Genomic DNA, 13,965 nt, shown 5'->3' on the forward strand with positions numbered 1-13,965 from the left:
GGGGTGAGGTTAGAAATCTATCAGGCGCTAATCGTGGCTGTTGGACTAGTCTTAGCCGCAATAATTGTCGTCTATTACAGTCCCTTTCGTACCTGCTTAAGGGCAATAGAAATAGAGTTCGAAGGTAAAAGGGACCTAAAGCCTCTCGAAGCACTCGATTTTTGTGAGGGTTACTGATCTATGGAATTTCTATTTGTTCGATCAATACGGGCATCGGCTTTTGGACTGCGTAGGGTGGGTGAAACCCACTTCCCCTGCGATAAAGTACACGCGGGTTTCACCCACCCTACGCAATTATGAAACGCCTCATCAAACACGGCCTCATGTTCGGCAATCTCTTCCATGTGGACTCGCCTGCGCTGGTCGACCGCTATAACCGTGCGCTGCATCATCTGACGGGCAAGCGTACCGAACAAACAGATTTCCACGTCGATATTTCTGGCTACTCGCCCGAGGTTGGCGATGAGTTGAGTGACCACCTCTACCTCAACCACGCAGGCGTGAACCGGCAGTTTATTTTGCTGAGCATGGAGCAGTGCACCGCACCGCTGCTCAACACCAAATTCTCGACCTCGCGGGGTATTTTGCAGCAGTTTTTCAAAGAGAACGAAGCGCAACTGTTTGCCCTGACGGCACGCGATGCGGTGGCGGGGGAATTGGTGAATTCGGTTTATGATGTGTCCACGCCAAAGCGGCTGTTTGACATAAGACGGATCAAGGTTGAGGCGGATACGACGGCGGGCACGGTACGTGACGCGGCCAAGCTGGGCGATCTGGTGGACCGATTCAAGACGGAACCCGATGGCTGGTTCGACGATGTACTGATTGCCGAGATGATCACGCTGGCGGGCAAGACCGGGGATGTGGTGCGCAATCCTGTAAAGCTGAAGCAAATGACCTTTGATCAGCGCAATTTCTGGACGGCACATTTTGGCGGGCTGTATCTTTTTCAGGACGTGGAACACCCGGCGTTGATTGCGCCAGCGGGTAAGGATGGGTTGGATGATCTGCCGATCAAATATGTGTTTGACGCAAGCAACCGAAACCAGATTGCCAAGTTTTTCGAATATAACGGGTTGACCGAAGCCATCACTGAGGCGCGTGGGATCAATGCCGCCGCGATCCTGCGGCAAAAGATGGATTTCATTCTGGTAGATGCGGTGGCCGATCAAGGCGTGGACCTGACCGGGGCCACGCGGGCCGATATGCGGCGGCTGGCGCGGGACCATGGCGACAAGCTGCCTGCCGAATTTCACGCGCTGGCAGCCTTGGTGAACTGGGCAGAGAATGGTGGGGCTTGGCCACGTATTTCATCGGACCATCCGGCGTATTTCTATACCTTGCGGGCATCTGATACAAAGGACGCAGCACTGGTGAACATGCTGCTGGCGGAACTTGCGCCCAAAGACGCACGGCAGATGTTCATCTGTCACAAGGAACTCTTTTACCGCACCTATGCGGGTTGGCCGGATAACAAGCGCGCCTATGTTGCTGATTTCCTTGTGGCCGAGTATCAGGTGGACAAAGCGGGCGCGCGCAGGGCGCTTTTTGGTCATGATGCGCCGCTCGAAGAACCAATACCTGCAAAACCGGACCCGGTGTCGGATATGATTGCCCGGGTTGGTCCGTGGGGCGCGGTGAGGGGGAAATAGGCGATGCTTGCACTGGCACGATTGGTGGTAATGGGGTTCGTCGTTCTGACGGTGATCTTTGTCTGCTTGTCACTTTATTCGCGTGCCGTCAGGCGCGGCAAGTTGCGCAAGAAATGGGAGGATGGCCCACGGAAGGTAGACCGGGAGACGTTTGTGCGGCGCGGCCTTGAAAGATACGATGACTCGATCCGTCGTAAATTGATTTGGGGTGTTTATATTGTACCTGTGGTGCTGATCAGCGTGATCATCTATCTGACCAATTTTTCGTAAGAAGGAACCTCGTGATGGCGATAGTTAAATGGGTCTTCTGGATCACAGTCTGGGTGCTGATTGGGGCGTTCTTTCATTACACGCTGCCGCAGGTCGATATTGTGCGGGTGACCGACACTTATGAAAAGCGGATCGATTTTGGTGAGAATTCGATTTTCTGGGCGCAAGCCGATATTGGAACGGACGGTGCCGCGGTCAACCGCGATGTGTTCTTTATCCAGACACGGCGGGCCAAAGGTGACGTCATGGTCTATCGCAACGAGGATACCGGCTGGGGCTGGCCGCCCTATTTCAAATTTGACACCTCAAACTTGCAGGCTGAGGCGGCGGACGCCAAATCAACCACCGGGGCACCGACCTATGTGGCGCTCAAGCATTATGGCTGGCGCAATGAATTTCTGACGATTTTTCCCAATGCGATTTCGATCCAAGCGGTGGAGGGGCCAGATTCGTCCAAGGGAATTCCGTGGCTCAACATCATCATACTGACGCTGTTTTTCGCGATTGTTTACGCGATCTGGGTGCGGTGGCGCAGATTCAGAATGGCCCGGATTGACCCGACGCTTGAAGCGATTGAGGATGATTTTGCCGAAAAAAGCGGACGGTTTTCCCGCTGGTTGGGGACGTGGCGCAAGAAGCCCTGAAGGAAGAAATCTGGCGTCAGTGGTTTATGCCGCGCGACTTCTTGGTCTGCGCCGCACTTCAATCCGCAAAGAGGTAATCCGTTGACGCAATCTCTCGGGCCTTTTCATGCGGTATTGCCAAGAATTGGCTCAGCATTTCCGCGTTCTGGTCCTCTGACGCGTTTTCGCGCAAACGCAGGTGGTTTTCGAAACCAGAATCTCTGATCTGGTCACTTTCATGCACCATGTCGTTGCGGATGGTGGGCAAGAGGCGTTCCAAAGTGTCTTGGGATGTCTGTTCCCCTGCAAGGCCCACACGCATTGCATGGCCGATCAAATAATCATCGGAAAACTGGCATTCGATTTCAAGCATGCGCGTCACGGACCGGTCCGACGCAAAATCATTCAGCAGGTCCAGATTTTCCGGATCCATGCACACAATGAGGCGGTCGGTTTCAAAATAATCAAACAACATCCGCATCAGCGCACGGCGGTGGCGCGTCCGTTTTTCCAGAGTGTTTTGAATGCCACCCAAATCGGGCAAAGGCGTGTCTTGTTCGTTAAAGATGTATTCGATTGCCGGAACATTGGTGACCTGGCGGATCCGGTCGAGCACGCGTTTGGCCACATGCCATTTCTTGCAGATTACGATCAGCAATTCTCGTTCGCGACCCAAGGTGCTTTCGGTTTCCCAGAACCGAGTGGCAAAGCGGCGCCCAATACGGCCCCGCCCCGACAAGAATTTGAACAGGCTGCGCCCTTCGTTGCTGATCTGAAAATGGACACCTTCGGCCGCATAAAGCAGTCCCAGACGCCGCTTGAGATCCTGCGCTTCCGCGCTGATCTTGCGGGCGAACAGGTAATCCTGTGCCATGAGCAGGTCATAGTGATCGTTGTAGAACGTGACCGGCATCCCGTAGTCGGTGAACATGAGAAAAGTCAGCGTGCGGGTGCGTATTTCATCCTCGGGCACGAGGTGGCGTACCAATGTTTGAAAAAATGTCTCATCCGGGATCCAGGTCGTGCGGAAAAAGCGGACGACATCCTTGCGCTGCTTTACGAAGTGCAAAAGCCATTCGACGGTGCGGCGGCGCAAGCACCACCATTGGCTGCCGATCTGGATCTGCAAATCTGCCGGAATTTCTCGGGTCAGGCCCAGCCGTTTTTGCACTTCGAACATGGCGTAGAACAGTCTTTTGTGGGCGCGCTCGTTCACCCAATGTCGGTAAATCAGGCGTTCCTCTTTCCAGCCTGTTTTGATCCAGTCACTTTCGAAATAGTCGAAGCTTTCGATGAAATCGGCATCGTTTTCATCCAGATACTGATGGGTGTATTCGGCCGATTTGATCGCCATGCAATCGCCAGACAGCATGTAGAAATGTGTGGCACGCGGAAAGGTTTTGGCGGCGGATTCAACGGCGTAAAGTGTGGCTTGAACCAGCGACCATTCTCCCCATCCGCATTTGATCCGCTTATGGGCAAATGTGACGTTTGGATTGTTCGCGAGGGCCGCCTTAATCTTTTTGAAATGCTCAGGATTTGCAGAGGCATCAAAGTGGATCGACATATAATCGCCGACCGCCGTCAAACGTTCCGCCTGCCGAATAATGGCGACCGGATCCTTGTGACAAAGCAGAATGTAGGCGATTTTTGCCATTTTGGAAACGAACTGACCCTTTACCTTGGTTTGTTTACCTAGATAATGATGAAGACCGATTGAATAAACACCATTTATTTGCTTTTTTGTAGCAGAGCCAAACTGTTGCCAAAAACAGTCAGGGCCAGCAGGAGGCGAATGAGCATGGGTTTCCCCGGAACGTGGATGACAGAGAGCGAAAGCGTGGTTTACCGCGTGGTGCCGAAATGCGCCTGTTCCAGCATCGGACAGATTATGTTTTATTCTGACCATGGTGGTTTTTTTGATGGTGATATTCACGATGCCAAGGCTGGTTTACACAAATGGGCGCTGGATGGTTCGCAAGAGCCGATCACCCAGAATGTGATCAACCACAAGTCTTACGCGTTCACCTGTGTGCGTAATCCCTACACGCGTATCCTGTCGTCATTCTTCGACAAAATCTGCGGGATTCAGCGTAACGGGAAGCGTTACCGCGGCAATTTGGTGCCGTTGCTGATCCAAAAGTATGGGATCGAGGTCGGTGGCGAGGATGGTAAACAGGAATTTGACCAGATCGCATCATTCCGGCGGTTTTTGCTGTTTGCCCGTGACACCATCCGCTGGCGCCGTCCCATGGACCCTGACATTCATTGGTCAGCGCAGTCGGGGCATGTGAGTACTTTCATCATCAATGGCGGTACCTATGACAAGATCGTCTGGACCGAAAGTTTCAACGAGGGGATGCAGGACGTCATGGACGCCATCGAAACACCGCACAAGGTGACCCTCGCCGACATCCCCCGCTTTAACGAAAGCGAAGGGCATGGACCCAAGCGGGCGCATCCTGTTGAGGATTATTTTGATGATCTGTCGATGCATCTGGTGCGCGAAATTTATAAGCGTGATTTTGACTTGTTCAAATATGACTTTGAGAATCCGGGCAACAAGATGCCCGTCGGTGAGATTGACTTGGCCGAGGTGCACGCAAAATTGGGCGACTGAAGTCCCCGGCGGGCTTATGACGGGTTCGGCTGAATGACGGACAGCACCCTACGCGCAGCGGCTGCACTGCCTTTGGGTGACGGGTGGATCATATCAAGGGCGTGAAAACTTGCGTCGCCGAAAGGCACCATGTCGGCCAGCGAGACAAACGTAATGTCACTGTCCAGCGCAGCCAATTTTGCGATGCGCGCTTCGAGTTTGTCCCCCAATGGCTTACATGCCTCGATTGGGGATCCTCTGCCGGGGCTGCGCAAGTATCCGACGTAGATGACCTTTGCACCATCCCGGCGGGCGCGCGCAATTGAATTAGGTATCGCCCCTTTGCGCCCATCGCTGGATATCAGCTTTTCCATTTTGCGGGTGCATTTGCCGCATCCGCAGCCCATCCAAAGGTCATTGCCGCCCCCGTTCATCACCACATAATCCCATTTTCCGGGGCGGTATTGTTTGGAAATATTCATCCCCAATCCACCCGAGATTGGCAGCGCATAAAGATGCCGAGCCCCTGCCACAGCTCTGCTTTTGACTTTGGTGCGCAGCAGGCCGGACAACACGTGTGGGAGCGATTTTTTGGCGGAACTATTTGAGGTCATGAACGAATCCCCCATCACCAGAACCCGCATCGGGCTTTCTCCTGTGGCGGGGGTGGTTATCATTAAACAAAGGGCCAGTGCGGCGCACAGGCGAACGAGCAGCATTACGTTTATCCTTTTTGACGCAGCAGCGCTTGATGCGCGGGCAGGTGCGTGTGTGGCAGACTTAGATTCTGTCAAAATTAGTACAATTTCGTGGCAAAAATGTGGCGAAGAGTGTTGAGTCCTGGTTGGGCAAAGATGGCAATTGCCTTGTAAAGCAGCCTTGCGCGAAGTGCCATGGCGGCCTAGATCAACACTATGAGTCAAGTAAAATCATCCTCCAAATCTGATCCCAATTACAAGGTGATCGCTGAAAACCGCCGGGCGCGGTATGACTATGCAATTGAGGATGATCTTGAATGTGGGATCATGCTGGAAGGGTCGGAGGTTAAATCCCTGCGCATGGGCGGGGCCAATATCGCTGAGAGCTATGCTGCGGTTGAGGATGGCGAGCTGTGGCTGGTGAATGGGTATATTGCACCCTACGCGCAGGCCAAGACCTTTTCGCACGAGGAGCGCCGCCGTCGCAAACTGCTCGTCTCGCGCAAACAATTGTCGCGGCTTTGGAATGAGACCCAGCGCAAGGGGATGACGCTGGTACCGCTGGTGATGTATTTTAACCATCGCGGCAAAGCCAAGATCAAAATTGGCATCGCCAAGGGCAAGAAAAACCATGACAAGCGCGATACAAGCGCCAAGCGTGATTGGTCACGGCAAAAGGCACGTTTACTCAAAGATCATGGATGATCGGCTTACTCTGATCGGCTTTCGGTATAGCGTTTGCACGCGCATTTTGCGGATGGAATTTTTGGAACTTGGACTTGAAGCCGCCTATGTTGAGGCCAATCCTTTTGCCGCAGAACCTGATGCTGAGCTGTCTCGTCATACGGCGTTTGGTCGGGTTCCTGTTTTGCGGCACGGGGCGTTTGCGCTGACAGAAACAGCCGCGATTATTTGGTATCTTGATGATTTGACTGCCGGCCAGGCATTGCGGCCCGAAGATGCCCAAGCCACCGCGCGGATGCTGCAGGTGATCGGTATCATTGATGCCTATGGCTATCAACCGATGGTAAAAGAGGTGTTTTCGCACGGTTTTTAGCGGCCACATTTGGGCGAAGAGTTTGACCCGGACAAAGTTGTCACAGGATTGGAGCGGTCTCGGCCTTGTTTGCAGACGTTGGACTTGATCGCCGCGGAAGGGCTGCAACTCAATGGCAACGACATAAGCCTGGCAGATATCCATCTGTCACCAATGATCGCCTATTTCGCAAAGGTTCCTAAGGCCGCAGATTTATTGAGCAAGCACCCTACTCTGTCAGCTTGGTGGGCACAGCTGTGCAACCGCCCCTCTTTGACCGCAACCGATCCCTTTGTGATGCGGTAAATGCGTTAACGGCACCTTTTTTCCCCTTTGTCACATCATCCGCCCGCCCTAGTGCTGAATGCGCTGCAAGCTGGGGCCACATGCGGCATCATAAAAATACGGCCCCAAAGGGAATGGAAATATGGAACTTGTTATTGGTCTCCTTTCGGGCGCTGTTGGTGGTAATGTTGTTGGTAAAACTCTGGGTCAGCTCGACCAAGGTACTTTGATCAACTCAATCTCGGGCGTCGTGGGCGGTGGTCTGGGTGCGGCGATCCTTGGTGGTCTGGGTGCAGGTGCCGCAGATGGTGGGCTGAATATCGGCAGTATCATCAGTCAGGTTGCTGGCGGCGGCGTCGGAGGTGCCGTTGTTTTGGCGATTGTTGGCATCGTTAAAAACATGATGGAGAAATAAGTGACTTTGGGCGGCGCGACAGCGTCACCCGGACTTGCCAGCCTGAACTAGCGGCGGTAGGCAATAGGAAACCTGACAAAAGAGGGCTTCCTGTGACCGATGATCCCAAAACACTGGTTTCAACTGACTGGTTGGCCAAGCATCTCAAAGACCCGGATCTGCGTTTGCTGGACGCATCGTGGTACCTGCCTGATACGGACCGGGATGCAAAAGCGGAATATGACGCGGCGCATATCCCAGGCGCGCGGTTTTTCGACATTGATGATATTTCAGATGCACGGTCAGATTTGCCCCACATGGCCCCGCCGGTTGAAAAGTTTATGTCGCGCATGCGCGCCATGGGGGTTGGTGACGGCCATCAGGTCGTTGTCTATGACGGCGATGGTTTGTTTTCTGCGGCGCGCGTGTGGTGGCTGTTCAAGTTGATGGGACAGAACAACGTTGCTGTTCTGGATGGTGGCCTGCCAAAGTGGATCGCAGAAGGGTATGCGACCGAAGATATGCCGCCGATCCCGCGTGATCGCCATATGACGGTGCGTTTGCAAAACCATCTGGTGCGCGATGTCACGCAGGTCGCCCATGCGTCAAAGCTTGGCGATCCGCAGATTGTTGATGCCCGCGCTGCAGCACGGTTCCGCGGTGATGCGCCTGAGCCCCGCGAGGGTCTGCGCGCAGGGCACATTCCCGGTGCGCGCAATGTGCCATACACCGAGCTGTTGAACGACGACAAAACGATGAAGTCCCCCGATGCCACGCGCGCAGCTTTCGAGGCGGCGGGTGTTGATCTGGGCAAACCCGTTATCACTTCATGCGGATCCGGCGTGACGGCGGCCATTCTGGCGTTGGCACTGGAACGTATGGGGCATGCGAATTGGTCCCTTTATGACGGCTCTTGGTCCGAATGGGGCATGTTTCCCACAGTGCCCGTCGCAACCGGAGAAGCATAATGTTCGAGACGCTCAAGGCGCAGCCTGCTGACAAAATTCTGACGCTTATGCAGATGTACAAAGACGACCCTCGTGCCACGAAGGTGGACCTGGGGGTTGGCGTTTACAAAGACGCGACTGGCCTGACACCAGTGATGCGCGCGGTAAAGGCGGCAGAACACCAGTTGTGGGAAACTCAGAACTCCAAGGTGTATACGGGTCTAGCGGGTGATCCGGCGTTTGCGGATGCGATGATTGCGCTGATACTGGACGATGCAGTGCCCCGTAACACCATTGCTGCGGCCGCCACGCCGGGGGGCACTGGGGCGGTGCGTCAGGGGTTTGAGATGATTCAGATGGCGCGGCCAGAGGCGCGGGTATTTGTGTCTGATCCTACCTGGCCCAACCACTTGTCGATCCTGAAGTATCTTGGGATTGAGGCGGTACCCTATCGCTATTTCGACGATGAAACACGTGGCGTTGATTTTGACGGTTTGATCGCAGACCTGAAAACGGCAGAGAAAGGCGACGTCGTCTTGCTGCACGGGTGCTGCCACAACCCGACCGGTGCCAATCTCAATGCGTCCGAATGGGATGCGGTGATCAAGGTGCTGCTTGAAACCGGGGCCACCCCGATGATCGACATTGCCTATCAGGGTTTTGGCGATGGATTGGAAGAAGACGCCGCCGCCACGCGCAAGGTTGTGGCTGCTGTGCCAGAATGCCTGATTGCAGCAAGCTGTTCCAAAAACTTTGGTATTTACCGCGAACGCACCGGGCTTTTGCTGGCCATCGCTGCGGATGCGTCAGCGCATGACCTGAACCAAGCGACGTTGGCGTTTTTGAACCGCCAGAACTTTAGTTTTCCGCCTGATCACGGGGCGCGGATTGTCACGATGATCCTGAATGACGACGTGTTGCGCAGTGATTGGATGGCAGAGTTGGAAGATGTCCGTACCGCCATGCTTGGTCTGCGCACACAGCTTGCGGGTGAATTGCAGCGTTTGTCTGGGTCAGATCGGTTTGGCTTTCTCGCGCAGCACCGTGGCATGTTCTCGCGCCTTGGCACGACACCGGAAAAGGTTGAAGAACTGCGCAGCAAACACGGAATTTACATGATCGGTGACAGCCGCATGAACATCGCGGGTTTGAACAGCGAAACGGTGCCAATTCTGGCGAAAGCAATCCTCGACGTTGGTATCTAGGCGTGGCGCGCCTATTACCCAGATGCAAAAAAGCCCGGACATAACGTCCGGGCTTTTTCATGTCTCATGTTGGCTCATCAGCCTTTTGAGAATTCAGGATAGGCTTCCATGCCCAGCTCTGACATGTCCAATCCGTTGATCTCTGCCTCTTCGCTGACGCGGATACCCACCGTGGCTTTCAGGATCGTCCAGACTATAAAGCTGACGATGAACACAAAACCACCCACTGCACCAAAGCCAATGATCTGTGTCACGAAGGACGTGTCGGCGGTATAGACCGGTACCACCAAGGTGCCCCAGAAACCCGCGATCAGGTGAACCGGAATCGCACCGACCACATCGTCGATCTTGAGCTTGTCGAGGAAGGGTACGGCGAAGACAACGATCACCCCGCCCACAGCACCAATCCAAAGCGCCCCAAACAGCGTCGGGTCAAGTGGACCGGCAGTGATTGACACCAGACCTGCAAGCGCACCGTTCAGCACCATGGTAAGGTCGACCTTGCCATAAAGCATCTGTGTCAGGATCAGCGCGGCAACGGCACCAGCGGCGGCAGCCATGTTTGTATTGGCAAAGATCTGTGCGACGGCGTCCACATCAGAGATTGTACCCATTGCGAGCTGGGATGCGCCGTTAAAGCCGAACCAGCCGAGCCACAAAATGAACGTACCCAGTGTCGCAAGGGCGAGGTTTGAACCCGGCATCGGTATCACACGGCCTTCCTTGTTGTATTTACCAAGGCGCGGCCCCAGCACAATCGCACCCGCAAGCGCGGCAAAGCCACCAGCCGCGTGTACCAGCGTAGAACCGGCAAAGTCGCTGAAGCCCATGTTGGCAAGGAAACCTGCACCCCACTGCCAGCTTGCTTCGATCGGGTAAATCACGCCTGTCAGCACAACAACGAAGATCAGGAAGGGCCAGAGTTTGATGCGTTCGGCCAATGTGCCGGACACGATGGAGGCTGTGGTTGCACAGAACATCAACTGGAAAAAGAAGTCAGATGCGTTGGAATAGCCGCCAGCATCAATCTCGGACTTGATATCCTTTGTGCCAATGCTGCCAAAAACATCCTGAATGATCCAGTTGCCGTCGCCGGGATACATGATGTTATAGCCGATGAGCCAATACATGATCGCAGCAATCGCAAACAACGCGATGTTCTTGGTCAACTGGGTCGTCACGTTCTTGGATCTGACGAGGCCGGCCTCAAGCATTGCAAAACCTGCAGCCATCCAAAAAACCAGAAAGCCACCGATCAAAAAGAGCAGCGTGTTAAAGATAAAGGTTGTATCGGCCAGCGTTGCAAATTCTGCATCCTGCGCTGCCCCCAGTGTCGGTACCAGTGCAAGCGCCGTGACCATGGGAATGATGTATCGTTTTTTCATGGATATATTCTTTCTTAATGCAGAGGGGTCAGATGGCGTCATCGCCGGTTTCGCCTGTGCGCACGCGGACGGCCTGTTCCACATCGATGACAAAGATTTTTCCGTCACCGATCTTGCCGGTTTTTGCCGTGCGGCTGATCACTTCGATCATCTGATCGGCAACTCCATCCGAGACGACCAATTCCAATTTGACCTTGGGAACAAAGTTCACGACGTATTCGGCACCGCGATAAATTTCGGTATGGCCTGACTGTGCGCCAAAGCCCTTGATTTCGGTCACCATCAACCCGCGCACGCCAGCGTCTGTCAGCGCCTCACGTACTTCTTCCAGTTTGAATGGTTTAATAGTTGCAATGATGAGTTTCACCTTCTGGATACCTCTTCCGGTTGGCAGGAGCGCCCTGCATTGTGCAGGTGCAGCAAAACCTGGCAGGACCTGAATTTGAAAGCGGTGGGTGGCCAAAACATGCCCAAAGTTGGCATGGCGTGCTTAAATATTAGACACACTTGTGGATGTGATTAAAAAATAGTCGAAAAATTGACGCTGTTTGTTCAATGGGACGCTAAACAATCGCGCTGGGTCAGGTTAGGATGCCGTAAAAATCAGGCCGGGCAGGCAATTTCATGAGTGATTCATCCAAGCGTAAGCGCCCTTTGGTGGCGGACAAGCGGTATCCTGGAAAAGGATCGGCTGTTCCGAAAAAGGCACCAAAAGGCAAAGCACCGGCGAAACGTAAACCGGCACGGGCCAAACGGCCAAAACGCAGCGGTATCATTGGTCTGCTCAACGCTTTTGTGGGCTGGGTATTCGGACTGATCTGGAAGATTACATGGCGGCTTACTGCGATTGGCATGGTCGTTCTGGCGGTTGCGATTGGATATTTTTATACAACTCTGCCCGCGCTTGATGACCTGTTGGATGGCCGTGCGCGTGGATCGGTCACAATGCTGGATCGAAACGGTGATGTCTTTGCGTGGCGGGGTGATCAATTCGGCGGTGTTGTAACCGCTGACAGCGTATCCAAACACCTGAAGAACGCGGTGGTCGCCACCGAGGACAAAAGGTTCTATCGGCATCTCGGGATCAGCCCGCGTGGTATCGCGTCGGCGATCCGCATCAACCTCAGCGAAGGGCGCGGTCCGTTGTCTGGCCATGGCGGGTCCACCATCACACAGCAGGTCGCCAAGCTCATTTGTTTCGGGGAGCCGTTCGACCCGTCCTCCGGTCAGACAGAAGCGGAATATGAGCGCAGTTGCCGCGCGGGCAACATCCAGCGCAAGGCCAAAGAAGCGCTTTATGCCATGGCGATGGAGGCAAAGTATTCCAAGGACGATATCCTGTCGATTTATCTAAATCGAGCCTATATGGGTGGCGGTGCCTACGGCGCTGAGGCCGCGGCGCAGCGGTTCTTTGGCAAGCCAGCCGCAGCGGTGAATGCAGCCGAAGCAGCCATGCTTGCCGGTCTGCTGACCGCGCCTAGCAGTTTTTCCCCAACATCCGACCTTGATCGTTCGCAAAACCGCGCTGCCACGGTCATTCGGTTGATGCGCGAGCAGGGCTATCTGACACAACCAGAGGCGGACGCGGCCCAAGCCAATCCGGCCGAATTGTCAGAGGCTGCCGAGGCCAAGGCGGGCGGGTATTTCGCCGATTGGGTCATGTCGACGGGTCCTGAATTCTTTACCCGCAACACCACCGAAGATGTGATCATCAAAACCACCCTTGATCAGCGTATCCAGCGCGCCGCCGAGGATGGGTTGAAGTGGGTTTTCGAGAATAAGGTGCGCGAAGGGTCAAAGGCGCAGGCCGCCATCGTCGTCATGTCGGCAGACGGTGCCGTGCGCGCCATGGTCGGTGGTCGCAAAAGCAAGGTGGCAGGTGCGTTCAACCGCGCGACGCAGGCCCTGCGCCAGACAGGCTCCGCATTCAAACCGTTTGTCTATGCCGCAGCGCTTGATCTGGGGTATTCACCAAATGATCTAATTGATGATGAACCGTATTGTTTGAACATTCCCGGTTCTGGCAAGTGGTGCCCACGAAACTATACCAATAATTTCAAAGGTTTGGTGACGCTTACCGACGCCCTCAAGAATTCGCTGAACATTCCTGCCGTCAAAGTTTCTGAAAGCGTTGGGCGTGAATTGGTCAGTCAGGTTGCCCTTCAGTTTGGCATAAAGAATGACCTGGCCGCAGGACCGGCGTTGGCGCTTGGTGCATCCGAAAGTACCTTGATTGAAATGACGGGGGCATATGCCGGTATCCTGAACGGGGGGTCATCAGTTACGCCATACGGTCTGATTGATTTGCGACTGATGGGCGATAATGAGCCTTTGATGGGAACCGGTGGCGGCATCGGTGAACGTGTGATTCAGGAAGAGGCCGCGCGCCAATTGGTTTACATGATGGAAAAGGTCATTTCCAAAGGCACTGGCCAACGCGGTCAATTTGGCGGACGCCAACTGGCAGGGAAAACGGGAACGACCTCAGCCGCCAAAGATGCCTGGTTTATCGGATTTTCAGCGGATTATGTTGCCGGGGTGTGGATGGGTTATGACGACAACACACCCCTCAAGGGCGTGACAGGTGGTGGTCTGCCAACTGAGATATGGCGTGAAACGATGAGCCGTGTGCACGAGGGTGTCCCGCTCAGCGATCTGCCAATGAGCCTGCCGAGCCCTGCAAGTGGCCAAGGCGAACAGCAAGTCGCCTCTGATCCCATTCCAGTCGGCAATGGCAGGGGCACACTGATCGATCAGGTGCTGCGCGAGATATTTGGTCCCTCTTCTGGGGGTGGGGGTCAAAAAAACACGCCGGTGCGTGGTGAAGACCGCTGAGCATCACAAATTGTGATTGAACGCCGCACATACGGT

At 54.5% G+C, this 13,965-nt stretch carries 15 protein-coding genes; 11 read left to right on the forward strand and 4 right to left on the reverse strand.

Features of this window, described 5'->3' with window-relative positions; genetic code table 11:
* Positions 1-296: 296 nt before the first annotated feature.
* Genes ACEWL3_RS16970 through ACEWL3_RS16980 form a run of 3 tightly spaced genes read left to right on the forward strand, consistent with a single transcriptional unit; the run spans position 297 to position 2,566 of the window.
* A complete protein-coding gene (locus tag ACEWL3_RS16970) occupies positions 297-1,652 on the forward strand; it encodes a DUF6638 family protein (protein ID WP_386182231.1) in 1,356 nt (451 codons plus the stop codon).
* A gap of 3 nt (positions 1,653-1,655) precedes the next feature.
* The gene (locus tag ACEWL3_RS16975) at positions 1,656-1,922 is read left to right on the forward strand and encodes a hypothetical protein (RefSeq protein ID WP_386182229.1); all 267 of its coding nucleotides are present in this window, start codon (positions 1,656-1,658) and stop codon (positions 1,920-1,922) included.
* Positions 1,923-1,936: 14 nt separating this feature from the next.
* Positions 1,937-2,566, forward strand: coding sequence for a DUF1523 family protein (locus ACEWL3_RS16980; protein WP_386182227.1), 630 nt, complete (start codon positions 1,937-1,939; stop codon positions 2,564-2,566).
* Between the two features lie 58 nt (positions 2,567-2,624).
* On the opposite strand, the gene ACEWL3_RS16985 is transcribed toward ACEWL3_RS16980, so the two are convergent.
* Positions 2,625-4,202: a DUF5928 domain-containing protein gene (locus tag ACEWL3_RS16985; RefSeq protein ID WP_386182225.1), complete on the reverse strand. Its 1,578-nt coding sequence runs from the start codon at positions 4,200-4,202 to the stop codon at positions 2,625-2,627.
* Positions 4,203-4,346: 144 nt separating this feature from the next.
* Between ACEWL3_RS16985 and ACEWL3_RS16990 the strand changes: the two genes are divergently transcribed.
* Positions 4,347-5,165 (forward strand): sulfotransferase family protein, encoded by an 819-nt coding sequence (locus ACEWL3_RS16990; RefSeq protein ID WP_386182508.1) that lies wholly within the window; start codon positions 4,347-4,349, stop codon positions 5,163-5,165.
* A 14-nt stretch (positions 5,166-5,179) separates the two neighbouring features.
* On the opposite strand, the gene ACEWL3_RS16995 is transcribed toward ACEWL3_RS16990, so the two are convergent.
* Entirely contained in the window at positions 5,180-5,863 is a 684-nt protein-coding gene (locus ACEWL3_RS16995; protein WP_386182223.1) for an SGNH/GDSL hydrolase family protein, read from the reverse strand.
* Positions 5,864-6,058: 195 nt separating this feature from the next.
* On the opposite strand from ACEWL3_RS16995, the gene smpB reads away from it, so the two are divergent.
* The 6 genes from smpB (at position 6,059) to ACEWL3_RS17025 (ending at position 9,709) form a co-directional block, all read left to right on the forward strand.
* Positions 6,059-6,547 carry an SsrA-binding protein SmpB gene (gene smpB / locus ACEWL3_RS17000; RefSeq protein ID WP_386182221.1) on the forward strand — a complete coding sequence of 163 codons (489 nt, stop codon included), beginning with the start codon at positions 6,059-6,061 and terminating at the stop codon, positions 6,545-6,547.
* A complete protein-coding gene (locus ACEWL3_RS17005) occupies positions 6,540-6,899 on the forward strand; it encodes a glutathione S-transferase family protein (protein WP_435001247.1) in 360 nt (119 codons plus the stop codon). The genes smpB and ACEWL3_RS17005 overlap by 8 nt, the downstream gene beginning before the upstream one ends.
* An 84-nt stretch (positions 6,900-6,983) precedes the next feature.
* Positions 6,984-7,184 carry a glutathione binding-like protein gene (locus tag ACEWL3_RS17010; RefSeq protein ID WP_435001249.1) on the forward strand — a complete coding sequence of 67 codons (201 nt, stop codon included), beginning with the start codon at positions 6,984-6,986 and terminating at the stop codon, positions 7,182-7,184.
* A gap of 121 nt (positions 7,185-7,305) precedes the next feature.
* Positions 7,306-7,578: a hypothetical protein gene (locus ACEWL3_RS17015; protein ID WP_386182215.1), complete on the forward strand. Its 273-nt coding sequence runs from the start codon at positions 7,306-7,308 to the stop codon at positions 7,576-7,578.
* A 92-nt stretch (positions 7,579-7,670) separates the two neighbouring features.
* Positions 7,671-8,525, forward strand: a complete 855-nt coding sequence (sseA, locus tag ACEWL3_RS17020) for a 3-mercaptopyruvate sulfurtransferase (protein WP_386182213.1) — start codon at positions 7,671-7,673, stop codon at positions 8,523-8,525.
* Positions 8,525-9,709 (forward strand): amino acid aminotransferase, encoded by a 1,185-nt coding sequence (locus ACEWL3_RS17025; protein ID WP_386182211.1) that lies wholly within the window; start codon positions 8,525-8,527, stop codon positions 9,707-9,709. The genes sseA and ACEWL3_RS17025 overlap by 1 nt, the downstream gene beginning before the upstream one ends.
* A gap of 77 nt (positions 9,710-9,786) precedes the next feature.
* Here ACEWL3_RS17025 and ACEWL3_RS17030 read toward each other — a convergent pair whose 3' ends face one another.
* Both ACEWL3_RS17030 and ACEWL3_RS17035 read right to left on the reverse strand, forming a co-directional pair.
* A complete protein-coding gene (locus ACEWL3_RS17030) occupies positions 9,787-11,094 on the reverse strand; it encodes an ammonium transporter (RefSeq protein ID WP_386182210.1) in 1,308 nt (435 codons plus the stop codon).
* Positions 11,095-11,122: 28 nt separating this feature from the next.
* Positions 11,123-11,461: a P-II family nitrogen regulator gene (locus ACEWL3_RS17035; protein WP_386182208.1), complete on the reverse strand. Its 339-nt coding sequence runs from the start codon at positions 11,459-11,461 to the stop codon at positions 11,123-11,125.
* 257 nt (positions 11,462-11,718) lie between these two features.
* On the opposite strand from ACEWL3_RS17035, the gene ACEWL3_RS17040 reads away from it, so the two are divergent.
* The gene (locus ACEWL3_RS17040; protein ID WP_386182206.1) at positions 11,719-13,929 is read left to right on the forward strand and encodes a transglycosylase domain-containing protein; all 2,211 of its coding nucleotides are present in this window, start codon (positions 11,719-11,721) and stop codon (positions 13,927-13,929) included.
* Positions 13,930-13,965 lie beyond the last annotated feature (36 nt).

This window comes from Sulfitobacter sediminivivens (assembly GCF_042611115.2).
GTDB lineage: Bacteria > Pseudomonadota > Alphaproteobacteria > Rhodobacterales > Rhodobacteraceae > Sulfitobacter > Sulfitobacter sediminivivens.